This is a genomic window from Streptomyces sp. NPDC048353, from assembly GCF_055587165.1.
In genome coordinates, this window is record NZ_JBVJGU010000006.1 from 227844 (window position 1) to 248203 (window position 20360).

Consider the following 20360-nt stretch of genomic DNA (forward strand, 5'->3'; position numbering starts at 1 on the left):
TCTCCGGGTCAGCCGGCGGCCGGTGGGGTCACGGTGAGCCGCGGCGGGGTGTGCAGGTGCTCGCCGACCCGTTTGACCAAACGCGCCATCTCGTAGGCGATGAGACCGATGTCGGCGCTCACCGAGCTGAGGACGGCCAGGCACGAACCGTCCCCCGCCGCGGCCACGAAGAGGAAGCCATCGTCCATCTCGACCATGGTCTGGCGCACGCCGCCGGTGTGGAAGTGCCGACCGGCACCCTTGGCCAGGCTGTTGAATCCGGAGGCGATGGCGGCGAGGTGCTCCGCGTCCTCCCTGCTGAGGCCGCTGGAGGAGCCGACGGCGAGCCCGTCGTTGGACAGCACGACCGTGTGGCGGACCTCGCGGACCCGGACGACGAGGTCGTCGAGGAGCCAGTCGAGTTCGCCGGAGCGATGGTGGGAGATCCTCTCGTGGTCGATCATTCCTGGTCTCCTTCTCTGCCGAAGCCGTTTCCGAGGGGGCGTCTGGTGCCGGGGGCCTCGCCGCCGCCGCGCGTCCAGCCGTCGCGGTAGGCGGTCATGCGGTCCCTGACGTGTTCGGGGGTGCGTTCGTGTTCGCCCTGGACGGTCGGGGCGGGGAAGGGGTCCGCCGCGGGCGCCTCGCGCAGCTGGGGGGCAAGGCTCGCCTGGCGGACCCTGCGGGGCAGGTCGCCCGATTCGCTCCGGGCACCGGCCTCGGGCGGAGGCGGCGGGGTCTGCGGGGCCGCCGGCGCGGGTGCATGCCGGGTCGGCTGCGCGGTCTGCGGCGGGGCCGGCTGCGAGGTCGGCTGCGACGGGGTCACGGACATCTCCTGGGCGGCGGAACGGCCCCGCAGGCGCAGGGCGGTGACACCCGCCGTCGGCGTGCGCGAGGAGTCGGCGTCGGGGGCTCGCCGTGGGTCGGCGCCGGGGGCTCGTGCGGGATCGGCGGCGGGTGTGTCCGGCCGGGGGGCGAGAGCGGGGATGCGCGGCGGACGGTGGGACGGCGGGGGCTGTACGGCGGTGACGGCCGGAGCCCACGGCGTCGGAGACTGATCCGCCGCCTCGGAGCCGCTGGCCTCGGGGCCGGCCGTCCGCTCCCCCGTGCCGGGCGGGAGGGCGCCCTGGAGAAGGTCAGTCGGCAGCAGGACGACCGCCGTCGTGCCCCCGTACGGCGAGGTCCGCAGGTGGACCTTGATGTCGTGGCGGGAGGAGAGCCGGCTGACGACGAACAGGCCGAGCCGGTCGCTGTCGAACAGGTCGAGCGCTTCGGACTGTTCGATCCGGGTGTTGGCCTCGGCGAGCGATTCCTTGCCCATGCCGAGGCCCCGGTCCTCGATTTCGAGGGCGTAGCCGTTGCCGACCGGTTCGCCGCTGATCCGCACCTTGGTATGGGGCGGGGAGAACTGGGCCGCGTTCTCGATAAGTTCGGCGAGGAGGTGGGTGAGGTCGGCGACGGCACCGCCGACGACGGCCGTCTCGGGCAGCCGGCGCACCTCCACGCGCGCGTAGTCCTCGATCTCGGAGACGGCGGCGCGTACGACGTTGGTGAGCGGAACCGGCATCCGCCAGGCGCGGCCGGGGGCGGCGCCGGAGAGGATGATGAGGCTCTCGGCGTGCCGGCGCATCCGGGTGGTGAGGTGGTCGAGCCGGAAGAGGTCGCCGAGTTCGTTCGGGTCGTCGGCCCGGCGTTCCATGCTGTCCAGGAGGTTGAGCTGGCGGTGGACCAGGACCTGGCTGCGGCGGGCGAGGTTGACGAAGACGCCGGAGATCCCGCTGGCGAGTTCGGCGCGTTCGACGGCGGCGGAGAGCGCGGCCCGGTGGACGGTGGTCAGTGCCTCGCCGACCTGGCCGATCTCGTCCTGGGGGACGGCTCCGGGTGCGGCTTCGGCCTGGACGTCGATCTCCTCTCCGGCGCGCAGCCGGCGCATGGCGGCGGGGAGTTTACGCCGGGCGATCTCCAGAGCGGTGTTGCGCAGGCTGATCAGTTCGATGACCAGGGCGCGTCCGATGCGCACGGAGATGACGAGGGAGGCGGCGACCGCGCCGAGGCCGAGCAGGACCGCGGCGCCGCCGGCCGTGAGCGCGCCGCCGGTGAACGGGTCGGTGCGGTCGGCGGCGCCCCGGCGGGCGTCGGTCTCGATCTGGGCGAGTCCGGTGCGTACGACGGCCACCGCGTCGTCCCAGGTGGCGGCGGGCACGGCTTGGGCGGCCTTGCGTCCCGGGGCGGCGGCGCGGACGCGGTCCTCGGCCGCGACGAGCTGCTGGTGGCCGCGCTGGGCGGTGAGCGCCTGCCAGGCGTCGCGCTCGGGGCCGCGGAGATCGGCGGTGGCGGACTCGACGAGGGTGCGGCGGGTGTCGACCGCGCCGGCGAACCGCTGGAGCCGTCCGGCGGGCATCTCTCCGTCGAGATGGGCGGAGCCGAGCAGCGCGTCCTCACGCGCCAGCATCTCGCCCGCCCGGCCGAATTCCAGGAGCACGCGTGCGTCGGATCCGATTTCGGCGTCCTGGATGCCGCTCAGGGCGCCGCCGACGGCGAAGGCGGCGGAGATCGTCGCGGTGTACTCGTCGTACGTCCGGTCCCAGTCACCGCGGCCCGCGCCCGCGGTGGTACGGGACTGTCCGAGACCTTCGGCCCGGGTGACGAATCGGCCGATGCGGTCGGCGACCTCGCGGGGCAGGTCTCCGGTGTTGCCGACCGTGGGGCCGCCGTCCAGGCGGAGCCGGGCGACGGCGGCGTCGGTGCGTCCGGCGCTCTCCTCCAGCTCCGTGGCGCGTCCGGTGCCGGGCGCGGCGATCTGCCGGAGCGCGGCCCGGCGTTCGGCCTGGAGGGCGGCGACGGCGGCGGCGACGGGTTCGCGGATCTCGGCGTCGACCCGCTGGAGCTGGCGCAGCCGGGCGATGTCCTGGGCGGTGGTGACGGTGGCGAACCCCCAGAGGGCGAGCAGCGACACGACGGGCACCATCAGGAGCGAGACGATCTTCGCGCGGACGGTGCGGGGGCGCAGACCGAGCCGTCGGCGCCGGGTCCGCGTCTCCGGCGGCCCGGGCGGTCCCTGCGCGGCGGACGGCCGTTCGGCGGAGGTCCGCGCGGCTCGCTCCGGCGCGTGCGGCGGGCGCCCCGGCTGCTCCGGAGCGGGCGGGGCGGCGTGCGCGCGCCGTCCACGCGGGGCTCCCGGGCGCGGCTTCGCCGTCGCGTCGGTGTCCTGGGTCCTGCGGGGAGTTCGCATGGCCTCCTCGTTCCGGCTGCGTCTTCCTGGTGGTGCGGTGCGGTGCGCGTGTGGGGTGCGGTAGGCGACGGCGCCCCCGGCGTGCGGTGGGTCGTGCGCGGTGCGTTACGTGGTGCGGGGTGTGCGCCGGGCGCTCGGTAGTGCGGGGGCGTGCCGGGGGGTGCGCCCGGCGTGCGGAGTGCCGCTGGTTCCGGCCCGGGTGTCAGGCCGGCGTGTCAGGCCCGGGTCCCGGCGGGGGCCGGCGGGTCGTGGTGGAGGGGGGCCGCCGTGTCGGCGCCCCGCTCGTCGGGTTCGGCGAGGCGTTCCGCCGAGGCGTACGCGGCGCGTTCCCGGGCGGTCGGGGAGAGCGCCACGAAGGCCGAGGTGATGAAGAGGTAGGAGCCGAGGCCGACCGCGAGAGGGAAGATGAACTGCATCGCCGACGCCCCCGGGAGGGCGGCCGCCGAGGGGGTGACCTCGACCTCGACGGCAAACATCCCGGTGTAGTGCATGCTGCTGACCGCCGCGCCCATGACCAGCGACGCGACCGCGACCGCCGCCGGTGCGTGGATGTGGAGGGCCGCCCACAGCGCCGCCGTCGCGGCGACGACGGCGATGCCGACGGAGAGCGCGACGAGCAACGGGTCGTACCGCACTTGTCCATGCAGTCGCAGCGCCGCCATGCCCATGTAGTGCATGCTCGCGACGCCCACGCCGGTGGTGAGTCCGCCGACGAGGAGGGAGCGGATCCGGTCGCGGCCGTAGCCGACGGCGAAGACGCCGACACCGACGACGGCCATGGCGATCAGCAGGCTGAGGATGGTCAGCGGCACGTCGTAGCGGATGTCGGTGCCGGTGGCGCCGAAGCCGAGCATCGCGACGAAGTGCATCGTCCAGATGCCGGTGCCGATCGCGGACGCGGCGGTGAGCAGCCAGTTGCGCCGCGACCGGCCGGTGGCGTCGAGCGCTCGTACGGTGCAGCGCAGCCCGAGGGCGGCGCCGGTGCAGGCCATCGCGTACGACAGCACGGGGGTCAGCCAGCCGAAGGTGGCGTGGTCCAGGTGTCCCATGACCCAGGGACGCTAGTGCGCAGAACGGGGCGCATCAGGGGCGCATTTCGAAACCTGATGGAATATGACAACGAGATGTTCCAGAACGATCGTGCCGCGGTCGAACGTGCGCGCAGGACGTTCACCCCTGGGACTGAACGCGCCCGTGGGGGATCATGGACGCATGAGCGACGACCCCACGCGTGTCCAGGAATTCTTCGGCAGCCGCGCCGCCGGCTGGGACTCCCGGTTCCCCGACGACGGGCCCGCCTACGCCTCCGCCGTCGCCGACCTCCGCCTGCGCCCGGGCGACACCGTGCTCGACGCGGGCTGCGGCACCGGCCGGGCGCTCCCCGCGCTGCGCCAGGCGGTCGGCGCCGCGGGAACGGTCCTGGGGGCGGACCTGACCCCCGAGATGCTCGCCGAGGCGGTCCGAGCGGGGCGCGACGGCGCGGCGGCGCTGCTGCTCACGGACGTGGCCCGGCTGCCGCTGCGCGACGGGGCGCTCGACGCGGTCTTCGGAGCCGGCCTGATCTCCCATCTGGCGCGTCCTGCCGAGGACCTGGCGGAGCTGGCCCGTGTCGTGCGCGCCGGCGGCCGCCTCGCCCTCTTCCACCCGATCGGCCGGGCCGCCCTCGCGGCCCGCCACGGACGGCGGATCACGGAGGACGACCTGCGCGCCGAGCCGAACCTCCGTCCGCTCCTCGCCGGCGCCGGCTGGCGGCTCACCGAGTACGTGGACCGGGACGACCGCTACCTGGCGCTCGCCGTACGGGAGGGATGACCGCCCCCGAGACGGCCCGGGGGCCGGGGCGGCCGGAAGCGGCGCCCTTCTGCGCCTGCGCCGTGGTGGCTACGGTGGAGGTTCCGGGCAGCCCTGCCCGGAGGAAGGCGGCAGGCCGTGGCCCGTATATCCGCGATTCTTCGCGGCATCCTGCCCGCCGCCCGCCGGGCGGCACAGACCCCGCACCCGCCGGCGCCCACTCCCGCGCACGGGCGGCGGCACAACGTCTTCGAGGCCGCCTCCGAATACGTCGTCGGCTGCGTCGAGGACGATCCGCGGCGGGCCGAGGAGGCGTCGGGCTGGGTCTCGCCCGAGGCGCTCTCCTTCGGCGTCAACGAACTGGCCTGCCGGGCGGTGATCGCGCTCGCCCGGGAGCGGGACGAGTCCCCGCAGACCGTGGCCCGTGCGCTCCTCGGGCTGCCGGACCGCTGACCGGCCCCCGCGCGAGCGCCGGCCCCGCGCCGCGCGACGGACCGCCCCTCGCCCTGCCGTCGCCCGCCCCCCGCCGCGCGACGGCCCGCCCCTCGTCGCGCGAGCGCCCGCCCCTCGCCCCGCAGTTGCCCACCCGTCCCCGCTGACGGACCACCCCGGCACCCCGCCGTCGCCCGTCTCCTCGCCCGTGAGGTTCCCCGGAGACCCTCGACGTGTGGGTTACCCACTGGTTAAGGTGCGCCGACGACCAGATGGGGAGGCTGCCGTGGCCGTTACGGACCCTGCCGCCGGCGACACCGTCGACGGCACCGACGACGACGCGCTGTACGTATTGACGGCGGTGCTGCTCACGCCCGCCCGGTTCCCCAGCGTGCTCGGCGACGACTACCCGGCGGCGTGCGCGGCGCTGGGCCTGGAGCCGTACGCCGAGGGGTACGGGCTCGTGCTCGGCCAGGACGGCGAAGGCGCCCGGTGGACCGTGGTGGTCGATGACGTGTCGCTGGTCGCGGTCGCGATCGCCTCCTGGGACTGCGGGATGGCGTACGACCTCTCGCCCGACGAGCGCTCGGTCGTGGCCGCGCTCCCCGGCTGGCCGCTCGCCGTGGCCACCGCCGCGCCCGATCTGCCCGCGCCGCACGACCCGGAGCCGGAGGAGGGCGACCGCGCCCCCCTGACCCCGCCGTCCGCCGAGGTCTGGGGCCCGGCCCAGCGCCGTCTCGGCGCCGACGAGGTGGCTCTGCAGTGGGCGGCCTGGCGTGACCAGATGGACGACGCGGACGAAGCGGACGAAGCGGAAACCGGGAAGACGGAGCGCGGGGAGACGGAGCGCGGGGAAATAGACGGCGGAGGGACGGACGGCGGCGCGGTGACGGGTGGCGTGGCAGCCGACCGGGAGGCGCCGACGGGCGGCGCCGAGGGCGGGAACGCCGACGCGCCCGCGGGCCCCTCCACCGGTGTCCGGCGCGCCCTCGCCGAGCTGCGCGGCTATGTGACGGACCCGCCGCCGGTGGGCCGGGTGCGGTCGAGCTTCGCGACCGGCGGGGCGCGGATGCTGCGCGCCGACGGGCCCGGCTGGTCGCTGGTCGCCCGCACGGACGACATGGCCTTCGTCCTGCTGGACGACGCACCGCGCGAGGTCCTTCCGGTCACCCGCGGCCCCGAGCTGCCGGGTCTCCTAGAGGCCCTGGACGCGATGGCGGTACGTCCTTCCTGACGCACGGACCGACCGGGGAACCTGGGCAGAGATCAGCCGGGTTCGCCTCTGCCGATGGTCAGGTGCGTGGGGAGGGGCGGGAGCAGGCGTAGCCGGATGGTGACCTGGCGGATCGGGCGGCAGGGCCGCGAGCGCGTGGCCCCCGCACAGCCGGACCCGCCGGATCGGCTCGGCCGGCAGGTCGTCGAAGCGGGCCGCGGGCGCGTGGCCCCCCGCACAGCCAGAACCGCCGGATCGGCTCGGCCGGCAGGTCGTCGAAGCGGGCCGCGAACCCTCGGGCGGCGCGATGCCCGCCAGAACCACACGACCTCGTGGCCCGAGGTGTGGTCCGGACCCATGGCCCGCTCTGTCGGCCCCCCGCACGATGTGGCGGCGCACCCCGTTCCCGTCGTCCCACCGGAGGCCGTCCATGCGCCCGATCCGAGGCGTCCCGCTGCTCGCCGCGCTCCTGGTGGGGGTGACCGCCGTCGGACCCGCCGCGCCCGCCGGCGCCGACACCGGCTCCCCCGCCGTCCCGCTCGCCGCCTGCGCCCACCAGGACCGGCTCAAGGTGCCCGGCGCCGCCCACCAGGAGACCGCCTGCCTGCCGGACCTGACCACGGCCGGCCTGGCGGGTACGCCGTACACCGACACGGCCGACCAGGCCGGCCTCGCCGCGAAGGGCACCGTGAACCCCTCCGGCGTCCCCGGCATCCAGATCGACGGCTACTTCCCCGACGACTCCCGGCTCAACGCCACCCACGGCTGGGCGCACGACTCCCAGTTCGTGATCCGGCTGCCCGCCCGCTGGAACGGCGGCCTGGTCGTCACCGGTGCGCCCGGCACCCGCCGTCAGTACTCCACCGACGCGCTGATCTCCGACCACGTCCTCGCCCAGGGCTTCGCCTACGCCGCCACCGACAAGGGCAACACCGGGCCGGACTTCTTCACCGACGGGCGGAAACCGGGCGACGCGGTCGCCGAGTGGAACCACCGGGTGACCGAGCTGACCAAGGCCGCCGGGAAGGCCGTCCGGCAGCGGTACGGCCGCGCCCCCGAGCACACGTACATCACGGGTATCTCGAACGCCGGCTATCTGACCCGCTGGCAGCTGGAGAACCACCCCGAGCTGTACGACGGAGGGCTGGACTGGGAGGGCGTGCTCTGGACCGCCCGCGGGCCGAACCTGCTGACCACCCTGCCCGTGACCGTGGCCCGCTCCTTCGGCCGCGCCTCCGACGACGACCTCGTCGACGCGGGGTTCGCGCCCGGCTCCCGCTTCCTGTGGCCGTACCACGAGAAGGCGTACTGGGGGCTGACCCAGAAGATCTTCCGGGCCGAGTTCGACCCGACGTACGATCCGCACTGCCCGGGCGGGACGGCCGGTACGACCGTCGAGGAGATCCTCGCGCCGTGCGCCTCCGACGCCGCCTACGACTACGCCGCACGGCCGCGTTCGGTCCACCGGGCGGTCGCGGGGATCGCGCTGACGGGCCGGATCGGCAAGCCGCTGATCACCCTGCACGGCGATCTCGACGCGCTGCTGCCGATCGCGACCGACTCGGAGGTCTACGCGCGGATGATCGACGACCGGGGCCGGGGCGGTTCGCACCGCTTCTACACGATCGAGGACGGCACCCACACCGACGGCCTCTACGACACGCACCCGGGCCAGCTGCGGCCGATCCTGCCCTGCTACCGCTCGGCGTTCGCGGCGCTGCGGCGCTGGGTCGAACGGGACGTGGCGCCACCCGCGGACCGGACGGTCGCCCGGCCGGCGTCGGGCGACGTCGTCAACTCCTGCGCGCCGGATGGGCTCGGCGGGCGGAGCTGAGGCTTCCGACGTTCTGCAGGGGGCAGGCAGTCCGGCCCCGGGGGGTGGGGGGAAGCCGAGGCTTCAGTCTCCGCCGGGGGGCGGTACGGGCCGAGCGGCGAGCCGGGGCTCAGACCTCTCCAGGGCAGTACGGACCCACAGCCGGAGCCGGGACTCAGACGTTCTCCAGGGCGATCGGACCGACCGGCGGAGCGAGGACTCAGACCTTCTCCAGAGGGCGGTGCGGCCCGGCCGGCAGCTCGACGGCGATCGGGTCGCCGGGCCGGACCACCCCACCGGTCAGGACGACGGCCATGATCCCGGCCTTGCGGATGAGGCGCCCCTCCTCGTCGCGGCCGAGCACCTGCTTGAGCAACCCGTGCCGGTAGCCGTCGATCTGGGCGCACGGATTGCGCAGGCCGGTGACCTCCACGACGGCCTCGGCGCCGAGGCGGAGGCGGGTGCCGGTCGGCAGGCCGAGGAGGTCGATCCCCCGGGTGGTGATGTTCTCGCCGAGGGCGCCCGGCGGGACGTCGAAGCCGGAACCGGCGACCTCGTCGAGGAGTTCGGCGTGGATCAGGTGCACCTGGCGCAGGTTCGGCACGGTCGGGTCCTTGGCCATCCGCGAGCGGTGCTTGACCGTGACGCCCGCATGGACGTCGCCCTCCACGCCGAGGCCGGCGAGCAGGGTGACGCTCTCCCGGTTCGGCTTGGTGAACGCGTACACGCCGTTGCTGCTGACGGTCAGGACCGTCCCGCCCACCGTGTCGCTCGCGCCCATGGTGGCCTCCCTCTCTCCGGCTGCTGATCGCCTCCGACCCTATGCGGGCCCGTACGGGTGCCCCCGGGAGGGACGGTCAGCGGCGCAGCTCCTTGCGGGAGATCCGGCGCAGCCGGCGCCGCTGGCCCGGGTCGAGCGCCAGATAGGCCACGGCGGGGACGCCGAGGACCACGAGGAGCGACATCCAGAACCCGATGAGGGGCATCAGGAGCAGGCCCACGGCCACTCCCCCGATCACTACCTTCGTACGTGTCGTCATGATCGTCGTCCCGTCTCTTCAGTCGTGGCCGCCGCGCGTGAGCGCTCAGGCCGCCGTACGGAGCGGCTCGCCGACCTCGTGCAGGTGGCCGAGCGCCTGCCGGTAGGACTCGACGAATCCCGTCTCCGTGTAGGGGATACCCAGTGTGCGGCAGTGGGCACGCACGGCGGGCTGGGCGAGCCGGAGATGCGGCCGCGGCATGCTCGGGAAGAGGTGGTGCTCGATCTGGTAGTTGAGTCCGCCGAGGAACCAGTCGGTGAGGGCGCCGCCCCGGATGTTGCGGGAGGTGAGCACCTGGCGGCGCAGATGGCCCCAGCTGTCGCCGTCCGGGTGGGCGTCGGGCATCTCCATGCCCTTGTGGTTGGGGGCGAAGGCCAGGCCCAGGTGGAGGCCGAGGAGCATCTGGTGGATCAGGGCGAAGAGCAGCGCCTGGCCGAGGGTGAGGGTGGAGAGCAGCAGGGCCGCGTAGCCGATGACGTGGGCGAGGAGCAGGGCGCCTTCGACGAGCCGTTCGCGCCGCGTCCTGAAGGGTCCGTCCTGGGAGAACAGCGCCTGGAATCCGTACACCTTGAGGGCGATGCCCTCCAGGGTGGTCAGCGGGAAGAACAGCCAGGCCTGGTGGCGGGTGAGCCAACCGCGCAGACCCGCGCGGCCCTCGGTCTGGTGCTGGGCGAAGACGAGGATGTCGGCGGCGACGTCCGGGTCCTTGTCGAGGTGGTTGGGGTTGGCGTGGTGACGGTTGTGCTTGTCGTTCCACCACTCCTGGCTCATGCCGAGCAGCAGGTCGGCATGGACGAGCTGGATCAGCCGGCCCAGGCGGCGGTCGGCGGTGATCTGTGCGTGCCCCGCGTCATGTCCCACGAAGGCGATCCGGGCGGAGAGCAAGGCCAGGGGTACGGCGAGGAGGAGCGCCCACCAGGAGGGGCCGATCAGGAACAGGCCGGTCACCACGGCGGCGAGGCCGAGGAGATTGACCGCGATGCCCCGGGCGTACCAGCCGGGCCTGCGCTCGAGCAGGCCCTGCCCCCTGACGGTGCGCAGCAGCGGGGCGAAGTCACTGCCGGCGCTTCTGGCACCGGTTCCGGGGGCGCTGGCCGAGGCGGGTTCGGCCGCCGGAGCTGCTTCGGTCGCCGAGGCGGGTTCGGTGCCCGAGTCGGGATCGGTGGCCGGGGCTGCGCTCCGATCGGGCGCCGTGAGCGTGGCGGTGGCCTGGGGCATGGCGGTCTCCGGGGTCCGTGGGCGGGGGCCCGGGCGCGGTCCGCCCGGCTCCTTCGAACCTACGGATCGGGGATCGCCCACGGCCATGACGGCATCCCCCGGGGCCTCCGGGGGGTGCCCCGGGGACGAGGGTGGGGCTGGCTCCACCCCCGCCCCCCGAAGGCACATCGGGCTGCTGTGCGCGACGCCGGGCCGGCGCCGCCACGCGTGACGCAGGTCACCGGGCTCTCCCGCACGGCGGACCTCCACTTCGGGTACCCTCGACCGCTCGGCCCCCGCTAGTCAAATTTGAGGAATGCGTTGTCGCTGTCGTCAGCACCCGATGATCTCGCCCGCCGCTCCGCCGTCTTCCTGCCCTCCGACCCGCCCCGAACCGGCCGCATCGCCTTCTACGCACCCGAGCTCACCGCACCCGAGCTCTCCTTGCCCGAGTTCTCCGCACTCGACGACCCCGCACCCGATGTAGCCACACGCGAGGGAGGTGCACGGGAAGGCCGGGAGCCGGGCGGAGAGGTCCCCGGCGAGGCGGCCCCCGGGCCCGCCGCCGGACCGACGCACGCGACGGCGACCGCACCCGCCCCCGTAACGGCGGATACGACCGCGGCGGCGGACCTGACCGTGGTGGCCGACGACCTCCGTCCGCGGACCGTGGCCGCGTCGGTTCTTCCCGTACGGGACGCCCTGCCGCTCCTCACCCGCGCCCGCTTCTCCGGGACGGCGTCGTCCGCGTCCGCGTTCTGGGGCGCCGCCACCCTTCTCGCCCTGGAGTGGGTGGCGCGGGGGCTGCTCCTGCCCGGCCTGACCGGTAGCGACCGGGACGCCTGGCGTGCGGGGCCGCTCGGCCCCGAGGAGCTCGCCGCGCTGCGGACGCTCGCGGCCTCCATGCCGCCGTCCGCCCACGCCGTACCGCTCCCGGAAGCGGGCTCCGACGGCGATCCGCTCCTTCCCGAACCGGAGCTGCTGCTGCGGGAGTTCGTCGACGCGGTCGTGGACGGGCTGTCGCGCACGCCGGCCGTGCCGATCGCGGCTGGGGGCCCGGCCTTCGCCGCCGACGAACCGCAGGCGCTGCCCGGACAGGGGGCCTCGGCGGCGGGCGGGGCCATAGGTCACGAGGCCGGGGTGTGTCTCTCCCTGCGCGTCGAACTGCCGGGGCTCACCGACCTGGAGGCGCCCGCCTTCCGGGCCGTCCTGCAGATGCACAGTGCCACCGACCCCACGCTGGTGGCGGACGCGGCCGAGGTGTGGGCCGGGGCCGGCCCGACCGGGGCGGCGTTCGGGCCCCGCGCCCGGATGGACGCGCTGCTCGCCCTGCGCCGCGCGGCCCGCGCCTGGGCCCCGCTGACCCCGCTGCTCTCGGCGGCCGTCCCGGACGCGGTGGAGCTGGCCGACGAGGAGGTCACCGAGCTCCTCGGCCCGGCGGCACACGCGCTCCAGGCGACCGGCGTCCGCGTCCACTGGCCCCGCGAACTGGCCCACCGCCTCACCGCGCGAGCGGTGATCGGCCCCGGGGGCGAGTGGTCGGGGACGGACACGACACGGGTGCCGGGAGCGGACCGTACGCCGTACGGAACCGGCTCGCACACAGACACCGACAACGACACCAGACCCGACACCGGCACCGGCACCGGGACGGGGGCGGGGGCGGGTTTCGACGTCGCACGTTCCTCCGCGCTGCCCTCGCTCCTCTCCGCCGACTCCCTCTTCACCTTCGACTGGCGTTTCGCCGTGGGCGACCAGGAACTCACCCGCGCGGAGCTGGACCGTCTCGCGGAAGCCGGCCGCCCCCTGGTTCGGCTGCGGGACCAGTGGGTGCTGATCGACCCTGCCGAACTGCGCCGTGCCCGCGCCTCCATGGGCCGCGAGCTCAGCCCCGTCGACGCGCTCGGGGCCGCGCTCACCGGCACCGCCGAGGTCGACGGCCGGCGCGTCGAGGTCCAGGCGACCGGCGGGCTGGAGCAGTTGCGCGCCCGCCTCGCCGACCCGGAAGGCGGGCCCCGGGAGATCGCCCAGCCGGCCGCCCTCGCCGCGACGCTGCGCGACTACCAGCTCCGCGGGCTCGACTGGCTGCACCGCATGACCTCGCTGGGCCTCGGTGGCTGCCTCGCCGACGACATGGGCCTCGGAAAGACGATCACCGTCATCGCGCTCCACCTCCACCGGCAGACCGATCCCTCGACCGTCGGGCCGACCCTCGTGGTCTGCCCGACGTCCCTGATGGGCAACTGGCAGCGGGAGATCGAGAAGTTCGCGCCGGGTACGCCCGTACGCCGCTTCCACGGGACGGCGCGCGATCTGGCGGACCTGCCCGAGGACGGGTTCGTCCTCACCACGTACGGCACCATGCGGCTGGACACCGACACGCTCGTCGGCCGGGTGTGGGGCATGGTCGTCGCGGACGAGGCCCAGCACGTGAAGAACCCGTACTCCGCCACGGCCCGTCAGCTCCGTACCCTGGAGGCTAAGGCGCGCGTCGCCCTGTCCGGCACCCCGGTCGAGAACAACCTCTCCGAGCTGTGGGCCATCCTCGACTGGACGACGCCGGGGCTCCTCGGCCGGCTCGGCACCTTCCGCTCCCGCTACGCCTCGGCCGTCGAGGGCGGCGAGGACCCGGCTGCTGCCGCCCGGCTCGCGGCCCTGATCCGGCCGTTCCTGCTGCGCCGCCGCAAGTCGGATCCGGGCATCGCGCCCGAGCTGCCGCCGAAGACCGAGACCGACCGTGCCGTCTCCCTGACGAAGGAGCAGGCCGGGCTTTACGAGGCGGTGGTACGCGAGACCATGGCGGCGATCGCCGGGGCCGACGGCATGGAGCGCCGCGGGCTCGTGATGAAGTTGCTCACCTCCCTCAAGCAGATCTGCAACCACCCCGCCCAGTATCTGAAGGAGGAGCGGCCCCTGATCGAGGGCCGGTCGGGGAAGCTGGACCTCCTCGACGAACTCCTCGACACGATCCTCGCGGAGGACACCGGTGTACTGGTCTTCACCCAGTACGTGCAGATGGCACGGCTGCTCGAACGGCACCTGGCGGAGCGGGGCGTGCCGACGCGGTTCCTGCACGGCGGCAGCCCGATCGCCGAGCGCGAGGCGATGGTCGCCGGCTTCCAGAACGGTGAGGTGCCCGTCTTCCTCCTCTCGCTGAAGGCGGCGGGCACCGGGCTCAATCTGACGAGGGCCGGTCATGTCGTCCACTACGACCGGTGGTGGAACCCGGCCGTGGAGGCGCAGGCCACCGACCGCGCCTACCGCATCGGACAGACCCAGCCGGTCCAGGTCCACCGGCTGATCGCGGAGGGCACGATCGAAGACCGGATCGCCGACATGCTCGTCCGCAAACGGGCGTTGGCCGACGCCGTGCTCGGATCGGGGGGCGAGGCCGCACTCACCGAGCTGACCGACGCCGAGCTGGCGGACCTGGTGGAGCTGCGCACGGAAGGGCACGGACGATGAGCGGATACGAGAACCGGGGCGAGGAGCGGACCTTCGCGGTGCTGCCGGCCGCACGCGGCGCGGCCTTCGCCCGGACCTGGTGGGGCCGGGCGTGGCTGCAGGCACTGGAGGACACCGCGCTCGACAACGAGCAGCTGAAGCGGGGGCGGCGGCACGCGCGCGAGGGCGCGGTGGGGGCGGTGTCGGTACGGCCCGGCAGGATCACGGCCGTCGTGAAGGACCGTGACGGCACCGCGTACCGCAGCGATGTGCTGCTGCGGGAGCTGTCGCCGGACGAGTGGGACCGGCTCCTCGACCTGGCCGTGGACAGCGCCGGGCACATCGCGGCCCTGCTCGACCGCGAGATGCCGCCGCACCTGGTGGAGGACGCGGCGGCCGCGGGGCTCGAACTGCTGCCGGGCATCGGTGATCTCGACCCCGAGTGCGGGTGCGAGGCCTGGGACCACTGTCCGCATACGACCGCGCTCTGCTATCAGATGGCGCGGCTGCTCGACGAGGACCCGTTCGTGCTGCTGCTGATGCGGGGGCGCGGGGAGCGGGCGCTCCTCGGGGAGCTGCAGGAGCGCAGCGCGTCCCGGGCCGCGTCAGCCGCGTCCTCCTCGCCGGTGGAGCGGGAGGCCGTCGTCGCGGGGGTGTCGGCGCGGGAGGCGTTCGCCGCACGGGACATCCTGCCACCGCTGCCCGCTCCCCCGGCCCTGCCCTCGGCGCCGGGCGAGCCGCCGTCCCTGGACCCGGAGACGAGCCTGGAGCCCGGCCTCGCCCCGGCGGCGCTGAAGTTCCTTGCGGCGGACGCGGCCGCCCGAGCCCACCGGATACTGGCGGAGGCGCTCGCCCAGGCCCACGAGGGGGAATGCGGTACGACGGTCGTGCAGTACACGCCCGCCCCGTAGCCCTCGCGGTGTGCGCAGCGCTCCGGACGAGGGCTCGGCAGCGCTCCGGACGCGGTCGCCGTCCGTTCGGTTACCGGCGGCCTCCCGCCCCTTGCGCTTGAAGTCGAACCCCAGGTGGGGTGGCCGCAGCAAAGGCGTAAATGATCCCAGTTTGGGTGTTTTCATCCCTTTGCATCGGTTAGGCGCTGGGGGACCCCGATAGGAAGCAGGAGGGAACATGATCACCCGAGAGCAGATCCCCGCCGTGCTCGACCACCCGGTGTACGACGCCGAGGGGCACAAGATCGGTGAGGCCAAGCACGTCTTCCTCGACGACGCGACCGGTCTCCCGGAGTGGGTCAGCGTCAAGACCGGCCTGTTCGGCTCCCGTGAGTCCTTCGTCCCGATCAAGGATGCCGCCGTGATCGAGGATCATCTGGAGGTCCCGTACCCCAAGGACAGGATCAAGGACGCACCGAACATCGATGTCGACGCCGATGGCCACCTGTCCGAGGGTGAGGAGCGGCGGCTCTACCAGCACTACGGCATCAACTGGGACGACGCCTGGCAGCGGGCCAATCAGCCGGGTGAGGGCGGTTGGGCTCACGGGGGGATGAGCGGGGACACGGGCGACGAGATGCGCGGCGAGACGGACAGGTCCGGCCCGGGCGATGAGGCGATGACCCGCTCCGAGGAGGAGATGCACGTCGGGACCGAACGCCGTGAGGTGGGCCGGGCACGACTGCGCAAGTACGTGGTCACCGAGGAGGTCCAGCAGACGATCCCGGTGCGTCACGAAGAGGTCCGCGTGGTACGCGAGCCCATCACCGACGCCAACCGGGACCAGGCCATGTCGGGCCCCGAGATCTCCGAGGCCGAGCACGAGGTCACCCTCCATGAGGAGCGGCCCGTTGTGGAGACCCGGGCCGTGCCGGTCGAGCGGGTCAGCCTCAGCCCTGAGGAGGTCACGGAGGAGGAGACGGTCGTCGGCGAGGTCCGCAAGGAGCACATCGACATCGAGGGCGAAGAAGACCCCGACAGGCGGGAGCGCTGACCTCCGTTGAGCGGAGCCCGCGCCCTCACCCTTTCAGGGTGGGGGCGCGGGGCAGCGGCCGGACGCGCAGAGCCGCCGCGCCGCCGACGAAAGGAGTGCCGACCTGAAGGCTCAGTTGGAGGCGTGGCGGACAGGACGGAGCGAGGCACCGCCCGGCTTTCACGCCAGCACCGCGGCGAACACTGAGCGTTTCCAGCTTCGCCACTCCAGGTGACGCCGTCGCCTCGCTTGAGTCCTGGAAGCTCCTCGGCTGGGCCCGCCGGGCACGGTGGGTTGTCTGTGAAGGCGCTTCGGGGCGGAAGGTGATCGCGGGGAGGGATGGAACGCATGCTCGAAGTACCCTCCCTGCAAGGTTCTCCGGCCGGCACTTCCCGACCTCAGCAGTGGTAGTCGGACGGAGACATCCCTGTAGAGAGGGCAGAGAGCAGAGGGCGATGAGTGTGGCTGAGAGTTGGTCGCGTGTGATGAGTCTTCTTCGGGAGCACGCGCCGGCCGATCATGCGGATCTGCCGGGGCCCGCTACGGAGGAGATGCTCGTGGCAGCCGAGGAACGGATGGGGATCTCCCTTCATGGGGACCTGCGGACGTGGCTGTCGCAGAACAATCTGGATCTGCCGGAGGAAGACGTCGACGACGAAGTGCAATGTTGCGGCTTCGACGGGTTTCCAGACGAGGGAAGCTTCTTTCTGGGCATCCGGGCGATGGAGAGGTTCTACGCGAACCGTTCCACGTCCTGCGGATTCGACCCTCCGGACCAGCCGGACGATCCGTTCTGGCGTAATGAATGGATCCCGTTCCTGTCGGACCAGGACGGCTGGATGGGAAAGTTCGTCGATGTGAGGGACGGGCGCGTCGGCAGATGGTTCGTGGGTGAGCCCACGGTCACAGGCGAGTACGAATCGATGGCCCAGTATTTCGACTCCGTGGCGGAGATGCTGACGAGGATCGCCGATGGAGGTTACCCGGTCTGTCGGTTCGCCGAAGGTCGACTTGTCTGGTCGTGAGACGGTTCCCAACTGGATGACGGCCACTGCCAATCCGTCCTCACCCCCTGGAACGGCAATGAGATGCATCAGCGTTGACGTTCCAGGGTGAGGGCGGCTGCGGCGATGACGGTCATCCGGTTGGGGCTGCAGCGGGCCCGGCGAAGGATTTGCCAGGACTTGAGTCGCGCGATGCTTCGTTCGACCGGCGCTCGTGCCGTTGACAGGGCTCGGTTAGGCCGTTTCGTTCGGATCACATGCCGTCGGTGCCGGTCGCATCCGTGTACACCGGACCACGGTGAGAGCTGCGGTCCGTGCTGTGACGGAAAGGCCATCTGGGCGCGGTTCCCACCACAACACCTCCTGGCCAGGCAGCTCACGTATGCGTAGGTGGTCGGTCCGGTGCAGACGAAACCATTTGACGGCATCGAGAGAATGTGTGGCATGGGTACAGACATAAGCGGCTTCCTCGAGTACCGGGCGCCGCAGGACGATCAGGAACCGATCTGGTACTGCGCATACGACCTCGACTCTCTCAACGATGTCCGTAACTACGACGCGTTCGGGTGTCTCTTCGGGGTCCGCAACTACGCGAACTTCCGTCCCGTGGCCGCAGGCCGGGGGTTTCCCATCGATGCCTCTGCCACTGTGAGTGCACGGTTCGCCCAGCTGACCGAGTGGTACGGCGAGGACGGCTTTCACGGCACCACGTGGATCACGTGGGCCGAGGTGAAGGCCGTCGACTGGGACGAGCCTGCAGAGAAGCCCGACAGTCGGCTGCACGAATACCGCCAGACGCCGAACGGGCTCCGGATGACGAGCAAGGCCTCCTGGAGTAGCGCGTTCGCCGCGTCTGTCGGTCTCAAAGCCGGTGAGATTCGGGAGTGGCCCGAAGGAAGTGAGTGGCTCGTCGGAGACACGCTCTACAGATCCGTCACCATCTGTCGCAGAGATGCCGTCACCGAAACCGGCGAGTGGCAACCCGTCTGGGAAGCCATGAAAGCACTCGCAGCACAGCACGGTGACGACAACGTGCGTCTCGTTGTGTGGTTCGACGACTGAGCAGGCCACTGCCACCGTGCATCGCCGCTGGACGCCCCTTCCGAATCATCTACAGCCCAGTTCGGCGTCGCTACCGACGCCAGCGAGCGCGCGTCCTCTGATCACGCCGCCGGGGCTTTCGGCGCCCTGGGCCTCGAAGACGGCGGAACATCGCTTCTCTTCTACCGGTCTGCTGGTGGCCCGTTTGACACCTTCTCAGCCGACGTAGCCCTGACAAGAACAGATCAGGGACCCGCCCGCAGGAAGCGGCACCCGGTCGCTTCCTGGAGTTTTCCCCCAGCATTGAGACCTTCCGCAGTCGTTCACATGCCCCGCATACGACCAGCGATGTCGCTCCCGTCTCCCTGGACGTTGGCGATCATCGTGCGCAGTACCTTGAGTGCGGCCACGTACTCCTCGTCACTGATGTCCTTGTGGACCTCCGCCCGCAGCTCTGTGGCCAGCCCGCGCAGCCGGGCCCTGGCAGCCTCGCCGGCATCGGTGAGGTGCAGGTTCTGGTCAGCGTCGATCCGTAGCCAGCCTCGGTGCAGCAACTGGTCGATGACCCGAGGAATCTCGTGCTGCCCGCCCGCGAGAGGGGTCAGCTGGACAATCACCTCTTCACGGCTGGGTGCCGTGGGCCCGCCGGTTACCCGGTTGAGTACCCAGTACTGCGGCTGGGTGACGTCGATTCTGGCCATGGCGTCACGCAGACGCCGGGTCACTGCCTCGTGGACAAGGCCCGCCCAATAGCCGATGGGCTGGCTGGCCAACATGCCGTCTGTGGCGACCGGATCAGCCGGCGCCTGGTCAGTGATGCTGCCGCTGGACGCTTTCATGATCGCGACGCTACACCGCCCTCGTGCACGTGGGCAGTGTCGAACGTTGGATCTCTGCCCCAAGCGCTGCGCGGCCTGACCAGGCGCACTGCAGGGCTCGTCATGAAGACCAATCCGCCCTGTCTGGCCCATAGTTCGTATCCCGCGGTGCAGACCAAGGGCCGCCTGGAGCAGCCGTGACCCTCCCCTGTCGGGCACCGTCAGGAGGGATCGCCCCCGGGACACGGTCACGAGACCCTCGCGCGTGACCCGCGCGGCCGTAGGCTGCCGGCGTGTTCAGCGTGGAACTGATGCCGGACAGCGAGACCGAGCGGGTCGTACGGGCCGTATGGCAGCACCTTGCGGACAGGGGGCTGCCCAGCCAGGCGAACCACCGGCATGCGACGAACCGGCCCCACCTGACCCTGGGCGCGGCCGATCACCTGCCGCCTGGGGCGCGCGACCGGCTGCTGCACGTACTGGCACGGGCCCTGCCCGTTCCGCTATGCCTCGACGGACTGGTCCGGTTCTCCGGCCGCGTGCAGGCCCTGGCCTGGGCCGTCCGGCCCGACGACGCCCTGCTGGCTCTGCACGAGACGGTGTGGCGGGTCCTGCGCGACGCGCCGGACAGCGGAAGGCCCAACCCTCTCCTGGACCCGGCTCGCTGGGTCCCCCACATCACGCTCGGGCGCGGGCGCGACGCCGTGTGGGCCGTGTCTGCCGGGGAGCTGCTCTCCCCCGCCGGCACGCCGCCGTGTGCCGTGACCGGGGAGTGGGCCTCCGCCCGGTACTACGACTCGCTCACCCGTACCGTCGGGCACCTGGGCCCCTGAGCGGGGCGGCGCGGTCGGCCCCGGTTTCGCGTACGTACGACACGGACAGCCAGGCTTCACCCCCGCGCCTGATCGCTCACTGTGCGGTGGTGCCCAGTCACGCGGGGGTATGACGATCGGGACGTGGCGGATCCCACGGCTCAGACGTCCGTGTCTGTCAGACCTCCGGCCTACCCTGGATGCATGCCCCAGAGACCCACGCACAGAGAGCGCCCCGGACCGACTGCCCTTAACAACGCGATTCGCGGCCTGTGGGCCCGCGCGCACGGGGAGCAGCGGTCGCTCACCTCCGATGAGCAGCGGATCTACCAGGCTCTCGTCAGAGCCTGGACCAAGGCGATGGACACCGAGCAGCAACTCGCGGCTTAAGGTCCGGCCCGTGGCATTCCTCACAGGGCCCCGCGCACGGCCGTCGTCGTCCCGGACCACCTCCCGGACGCGAACGCGCAGCTCGGCGCGGCGTCCGCGGTGACCGACAGCGGGTGACCGAAAGGGCTGGTGTCGACACCGGTGCCGTCCTGGTCGGTGATGCCGGCCGCCCCCGCTCGGTCCTACCCCGCAGACGCGGTCCCCGCGCCTCGTCGGGTGAAGGTGACGTTCAAG

The 20360-nt window shown here is 72.7% G+C and carries 16 protein-coding genes and 2 pseudogenes; 10 read left to right on the top strand and 8 right to left on the bottom strand.

The genetic code is table 11. The annotated features are described in order from the left end of the window. Positions 1–8: 8 nt before the first annotated feature. From ACZ6RC_RS22950 to ACZ6RC_RS22960, 3 genes are all read right to left on the bottom strand, one after another. Positions 9–443 (bottom strand): roadblock/LC7 domain-containing protein, encoded by a 435-nt coding sequence (locus tag ACZ6RC_RS22950; RefSeq protein ID WP_391133530.1) that lies wholly within the window; start codon positions 441–443, stop codon positions 9–11. Then, a complete protein-coding gene (locus ACZ6RC_RS22955; protein WP_469586210.1) occupies positions 440–3208 on the bottom strand; it encodes a sensor histidine kinase in 2769 nt (922 codons plus the stop codon). Before ACZ6RC_RS22955 ends, ACZ6RC_RS22950 begins: the two co-directional genes overlap by 4 nt. 215 nt (positions 3209–3423) lie before the next feature. Further along, positions 3424–4257 (bottom strand): MHYT domain-containing protein, encoded by an 834-nt coding sequence (locus ACZ6RC_RS22960; protein WP_391133536.1) that lies wholly within the window; start codon positions 4255–4257, stop codon positions 3424–3426. A gap of 163 nt (positions 4258–4420) precedes the next feature. Here ACZ6RC_RS22960 and ACZ6RC_RS22965 point away from each other — a divergent pair, with 163 nt between their 5' ends. The 4 genes from ACZ6RC_RS22965 (at position 4421) to ACZ6RC_RS22980 (ending at position 8478) form a co-directional block, all read left to right on the top strand. Further along, a complete protein-coding gene (locus ACZ6RC_RS22965) occupies positions 4421–5020 on the top strand; it encodes a class I SAM-dependent methyltransferase (protein WP_469586214.1) in 600 nt (199 codons plus the stop codon). A 150-nt stretch (positions 5021–5170) separates the two neighbouring features. Then, on the top strand, positions 5171–5452 hold the full coding sequence (locus ACZ6RC_RS22970; protein ID WP_391135860.1) for a hypothetical protein: 282 nt from the start codon (positions 5171–5173) through the stop codon (positions 5450–5452). A gap of 265 nt (positions 5453–5717) precedes the next feature. After that, positions 5718–6665, top strand: a complete 948-nt coding sequence (locus ACZ6RC_RS22975) for a hypothetical protein (protein ID WP_469586217.1) — start codon at positions 5718–5720, stop codon at positions 6663–6665. Positions 6666–7074: 409 nt separating this feature from the next. Then, positions 7075–8478, top strand: a complete 1404-nt coding sequence (locus ACZ6RC_RS22980; RefSeq protein WP_469586220.1) for a tannase/feruloyl esterase family alpha/beta hydrolase — start codon at positions 7075–7077, stop codon at positions 8476–8478. A gap of 199 nt (positions 8479–8677) precedes the next feature. On the opposite strand, the gene ACZ6RC_RS22985 is transcribed toward ACZ6RC_RS22980, so the two are convergent. From ACZ6RC_RS22985 to ACZ6RC_RS22995, 3 genes are all read right to left on the bottom strand, one after another. Continuing rightward, positions 8678–9238: an MOSC domain-containing protein gene (locus ACZ6RC_RS22985; protein ID WP_469586223.1), complete on the bottom strand. Its 561-nt coding sequence runs from the start codon at positions 9236–9238 to the stop codon at positions 8678–8680. A gap of 76 nt (positions 9239–9314) precedes the next feature. Continuing rightward, the gene (locus ACZ6RC_RS22990; protein WP_391133551.1) at positions 9315–9497 is read right to left on the bottom strand and encodes a hypothetical protein; all 183 of its coding nucleotides are present in this window, start codon (positions 9495–9497) and stop codon (positions 9315–9317) included. A 45-nt stretch (positions 9498–9542) separates the two neighbouring features. Further along, positions 9543–10715: a fatty acid desaturase family protein gene (locus tag ACZ6RC_RS22995; protein ID WP_469586226.1), complete on the bottom strand. Its 1173-nt coding sequence runs from the start codon at positions 10713–10715 to the stop codon at positions 9543–9545. Positions 10716–11015: 300 nt separating this feature from the next. On the opposite strand from ACZ6RC_RS22995, the gene ACZ6RC_RS23000 reads away from it, so the two are divergent. From ACZ6RC_RS23000 to ACZ6RC_RS23015, 4 genes and pseudogenes are all read left to right on the top strand, one after another. After that, positions 11016–14159 (top strand): SNF2-related protein, encoded by a 3144-nt coding sequence (locus tag ACZ6RC_RS23000; RefSeq protein WP_469586229.1) that lies wholly within the window; start codon positions 11016–11018, stop codon positions 14157–14159. After that, a pseudogene (locus ACZ6RC_RS23005) lies at positions 14156–15004 on the top strand (SWIM zinc finger family protein); the annotation flags it as partial. The gene ACZ6RC_RS23000 and the pseudogene ACZ6RC_RS23005, both read left to right, overlap by 4 nt. A 262-nt stretch (positions 15005–15266) precedes the next feature. After that, positions 15267–16082, top strand: a complete 816-nt coding sequence (locus ACZ6RC_RS23010) for a DUF2382 domain-containing protein (RefSeq protein ID WP_469586232.1) — start codon at positions 15267–15269, stop codon at positions 16080–16082. 464 nt (positions 16083–16546) lie between these two features. After that, complete coding sequence (locus ACZ6RC_RS23015; protein ID WP_469586749.1) at positions 16547–17086, top strand: SMI1/KNR4 family protein; 540 nt, start codon at positions 16547–16549, stop codon at positions 17084–17086. Between the two features lie 68 nt (positions 17087–17154). On the opposite strand, the pseudogene ACZ6RC_RS23020 reads toward ACZ6RC_RS23015, so the two are convergent. Beyond that, positions 17155–17301: pseudogene (locus tag ACZ6RC_RS23020) on the bottom strand (transposase family protein); the annotation flags it as partial. A 208-nt stretch (positions 17302–17509) separates the two neighbouring features. Between ACZ6RC_RS23020 and ACZ6RC_RS23025 the strand changes: the two are divergent. Next, positions 17510–18127, top strand: a complete 618-nt coding sequence (locus ACZ6RC_RS23025) for a hypothetical protein (protein WP_469586235.1) — start codon at positions 17510–17512, stop codon at positions 18125–18127. Positions 18128–18429: 302 nt separating this feature from the next. On the opposite strand, the gene ACZ6RC_RS23030 is transcribed toward ACZ6RC_RS23025, so the two are convergent. Beyond that, a complete protein-coding gene (locus ACZ6RC_RS23030; RefSeq protein WP_469586238.1) occupies positions 18430–18945 on the bottom strand; it encodes a MarR family winged helix-turn-helix transcriptional regulator in 516 nt (171 codons plus the stop codon). A gap of 272 nt (positions 18946–19217) precedes the next feature. Here ACZ6RC_RS23030 and ACZ6RC_RS23035 point away from each other — a divergent pair, with 272 nt between their 5' ends. Continuing rightward, complete coding sequence (locus ACZ6RC_RS23035; RefSeq protein WP_469586242.1) at positions 19218–19757, top strand: 2'-5' RNA ligase family protein; 540 nt, start codon at positions 19218–19220, stop codon at positions 19755–19757. Positions 19758–20360: the final 603 nt, after the last annotated feature.